4 protein-coding genes are annotated in these 3,796 nt (G+C 69.8%); 3 read left to right on the top strand and 1 reads right to left on the bottom strand.

Annotated elements, in window-relative coordinates:
• Window positions 1-422 (bottom strand): hydroxyethylthiazole kinase (locus tag G6026_RS15230; protein WP_182613671.1); only part of this gene is annotated, 422 nt, incomplete at its 3' end.
• A gap of 70 nt (window positions 423-492) precedes the next feature.
• Here G6026_RS15230 and G6026_RS15235 point away from each other — a divergent pair.
• The 3 genes from G6026_RS15235 to G6026_RS15245 all read left to right on the top strand — a co-directional run bounded on the left by G6026_RS15235 (window position 493) and on the right by G6026_RS15245 (window position 3,667).
• Entirely contained in the window at window positions 493-1,494 is a 1,002-nt protein-coding gene (locus tag G6026_RS15235) for an LLM class flavin-dependent oxidoreductase (protein ID WP_182613672.1), read from the top strand.
• A 93-nt stretch (window positions 1,495-1,587) separates the two neighbouring features.
• Complete coding sequence (locus G6026_RS15240; RefSeq protein WP_182613673.1) at window positions 1,588-2,796, top strand: acyl-CoA desaturase; 1,209 nt, start codon at window positions 1,588-1,590, stop codon at window positions 2,794-2,796.
• Between the two features lie 22 nt (window positions 2,797-2,818).
• Entirely contained in the window at window positions 2,819-3,667 is an 849-nt protein-coding gene (locus tag G6026_RS15245; protein WP_107757641.1) for a thioesterase family protein, read from the top strand.
• Window positions 3,668-3,796: the final 129 nt, after the last annotated feature.

Raw genomic sequence — 3,796 nt, forward strand, 5'->3', positions numbered from 1 at the left:
GCCCCGGCCAGCGCCACGATCTCCGAGGCGTTCGCGCGGATCGCCGCGGGACCGTGGTCGAGCCAGTCGGTGGCGAGCCCGGTGCGGAGTGTCAGCCCGCCGACCGCCACCGGATCGAGCACCCACGGCGTGCCGTGTTCCCTGGCCGAGGCGATCGCCGCGTGCATGCCCTCCACCTGTTCGGCCGTCGGGTTTCCCACGTTGATCAGCACCCCGGTGGCGACGGCCGCGAAGTCGGCGGCCTCCTCGGGGTGGTCGACCATCGCCGGCGCCGCACCGGCGGCGAGCAGGACGTCGGCCGTGACCTGACGGACCACCGAGTTGGTCAGGCAGTGCACCAACGGTTCGGTCCGGCGCATCGCCGAGACCAGGTGTGCGATGTCGACGGAGCTGGAGCTTGGACCGGAGCCGGGATCGGACATCCCCCCAGTGTGCCGCCCCCGTCCGGGCGCGGCACGGAATAGGCCCCGCGGGACGGGGGTTGGACCCGTCATGACCCCCTCCCCGCTGCCCCTGTCCGTGATCGACTTCGCCTCGGTCCGCCCGGGGCAGTCCGTCGGCGACGCGCTGCGGGACTCGGTCGCCCTGGCCCGCAAGGCGGAGGAACTCGGGTACGAGCGGGTCTGGTACTCCGAGCACCACAACATGGGGTCCATCGCCTCCTCGGCCCCGGCGGTGCTCATGGCGCACATCGCCTCGCAGACACAGCGGATCCGGCTGGGGTCCGGCGGGGTGATGCTGCCCAACCACTCGCCGCTCGTGATCGCCGAGCAGTTCGGCACACTCGCCGAGCTGCACCCGGGCCGTATCGACCTGGGACTGGGCCGGGCCCCGGGCACCGACCCGCAGACGTTCCGCGCTCTACGTCGTGACCCGTCGGCCGCCGAGCGCTTCCCCGACGACGTCCGTGAACTCCAGGCCTTCCTGGGGGACTCGCCCTCGGACCTCGCCCGTACCCGCGGGATCACGGCGACGCCCGGACGCGGGACCAGGATCCCGCTCTACATCCTCGGGTCCTCCCTGTTCGGCGCGCAGCTGGCCGCCGCGTACGGACTGCCCTACGCGTTCGCCTCGCACTTCGCGCCCGATGCGCTCGAGCAGGCCTCGGCGGTGTACCGCGACCGCTTCGAGCCCAGCGATCAGCTGGCCGAGCCGTACATGATCGCCGCGGTCAACGTGGTGGCCGACGACGACACGGAGCGAGCGGCAGGTGAACTGCACTGGTATCGCCGTCAGCGCGTCAAGCTCATGGCCGGACGCGGACGCCACTTCTCGGACGAGGAGCTGGACATGGTGATGGAATCGGCGGCCGGTCGCCAGATCCTGCACATGATCTCCTACACCGCGGTGGGTGACGGGCCGGAGGTCCGCGACTACCTGGCGGACTTCGCCGAACGCGCGGGCGCGGACGAGTTGATGATCGCCCCGGTGGGCTCGAGCCGTGAGCGGGTGCACGGATCGCTGGAGGTCCTGCGCCGGTCGTGGGCTGCCTGAGAGGACGGTCGCCGCGTGCCCTTGGTCACGTATCCGACCCTCCTTGCTACTCGCCGGTAGCCGCGAATCGGAGAGCGCGCCTAGAGTTGATCCATGGCCATTTCTGATGTAGGCGAGTACGCGCACCTGACTACCGAGCAGATCGACGAGCTCGGACGGGAGCTCGACGCGATCAGGGCCGATGTGTTGGCATCCCGCGGGGACCGGGATTACCGGTACATCCACAGCGTGATCCGGCTGCAACGGGGAATCGAACTCGGGGCCCGGGCCGTGTTGTACCTCGGCGCGCGGAACCGGACCGCCTGGGTTCTGGGTACAGGGGCTCTGGCAGTGGCCAAGATCCTCGAGAACATGGAGATCGGGCACAACGTCCTGCACGGGCAGTGGGACTGGATGAACGACCCCGAGGTCCACTCCACCACGTGGGAATGGGACCTGGTCGGCAGCTCGGCGGACTGGAAGCACACGCACAACTATCTGCATCACAAGTTCACCAACATCGTCGGGATGGACGACGACGTGGGGTTCGGGGTCCTGCGGGTCACACGTGACATTCCGTGGGAGCCCAGGTTCTCCGCGAACTTGCTCGTCAACACCGCGCTCATGGCGGGATTCGAGTGGGGGATCGGACTGCAGGGGGTCCGTGTCCAGGACGCGCTCCCGGGCTCCGATGCCAGCCCGGCCGACCAGCGCACCGCCCGTGCGTTCCTGCGCAAGGCGGGAAAGCAGGTGCTCAAGGACTACATCCTGTTCCCCGTTCTGGCCGGGCCGGCCGGACGGCAGGCGCTGACCGCGAGCTTCGCCGCGAACATCATCCGGAACATCTGGACCAACGCGGTGATCTTCTGCGGGCACTTCCCGGACGGGGCCGAGAAGTTCACGGCCAAGGACGTGAAGCACGAGTCGCAGGCCGAGTGGTACCTGCGCCAGATGCTCGGCAGTGCCAACCTCGACGGCGGCCCGGTCATGAGCCTCATGTCGGGCAACCTGTCGTTCCAGATCGAGCACCACATGTTCCCCGACCTGCCGTCCAACCGGTACGCGGAGATCTCGCTCCGGGTCCGGGAGTTGTGCGACCGGTACGACCTGCCCTACGTGAGCGGACCGCTGTGGAAGCAGTACCTGCAGTCCTGGCGCACCATCGCGAGGCTCTCACTGCCCGACAGGTTCCTCCACCGGACCGCCGACGACGCGGCGGAGACCCGCAGCGAGAAGATGTTCGACCGGATGCCGAAGATGCCGGGTCTGACGTCCGCACTGGCTGCGCTCCGGCAGAAGGGGCGCGCCCAACTGGTCCACTGACCCCTTTGGCAGACTGGCCGGCATGTCGCTGAAGAGCATGTTGGAGGCCGCCTCGGCCGGTGGGACCGTGGAGATCGCGGACGGGTGGACACAGGGCCGGGCGATCTACGGGGGACTGACCGGAGCCCTGCTGCTCGCGGCGGCCAAAGGCCGCGTGAGGGATGCGTCGCCGTCAGGGGTGGGGGCCGGGTCGGGAGACGGCGTGGCCGCCGGTTCTTTACACCCGTTGAGATCATTCACCGTCTCGTTCGTCGGCCCTGCTACGACGGGCGGCGTCGAGGTCGACGCGGAGATCCTCCGGGTCGGGAAGAACGTGACGCAGGCCCGGGCCACCCTGCGACAGGAGGGCGCGATCGTCGCCACGGCACTGGCGGCGTTCGGGCGGCACCGCGAGTCCACCATCGCCGTCGCGCCGCGACATCCCGTGCCGGAGTTGCCGGAACCCGGCACGATCGAACCGTTTCCGTACATCGAGAAGGTGACCCCCGAGTTCTACCGGTTCCTCGCGTTGAGGCAGGTGGGTGGCGCCCTGCCCTTCAGCGGAGCCGAGACCGGCGATCTGTCGGGCTGGGCGCAGTTGCGCGAGGCCCCGGAGGAGTTCCACGAGGAGCACCTGTTGGTGCTCGCGGACGCCTGGCCGCCGGCGACCATCCAGATGCTCTCCGGGTTCGCGCCCGCCAGCAGTCTGACCTGGACGCTGGAGCTCGTCTCGGAAGTCGGCCCCGACACGATCCCGCCGGAGGCGGTCTTCGCGTACGAGGCCACCACCGATGCCTCCCGCGACGGGTACGCCCACACGCACGCCATGCTGTGGGGACCCGATGGGGCACTGACGGCGATCAGCCGCCAGACCATCACCGTGTTCGGGTGACGGCCGGCGGCTGATCGATCGGGCGACTCGAGGGGGAGCGGACTCAGCCGGCGGGGCGGCTGGCCCTCCGGCGCTCGCCGCCCCGCGGCTGCCCCGCACTCTGGGCGATCGTGTGGGTGGCGGCCGAAC

Source organism: Dietzia sp. DQ11-38-2, from assembly GCF_014145055.1.
GTDB lineage: Bacteria > Actinomycetota > Actinomycetes > Mycobacteriales > Mycobacteriaceae > Dietzia.

What these genes read in the sequence shown, in the direction of transcription:
- G6026_RS15245 (WP_107757641.1), top strand. Translation starts at nt 2,819, where the DNA reads ATGTCGCTGAAGAGCATGTTGGAGGCCGCCTCGGCCGGTGGGACCGTG.
- G6026_RS15235 (WP_182613672.1), top strand. Translation starts at nt 493, where the DNA reads ATGACCCCCTCCCCGCTGCCCCTGTCCGTGATCGACTTCGCCTCGGTC.
- G6026_RS15240 (WP_182613673.1), top strand. Translation starts at nt 1,588, where the DNA reads ATGGCCATTTCTGATGTAGGCGAGTACGCGCACCTGACTACCGAGCAG.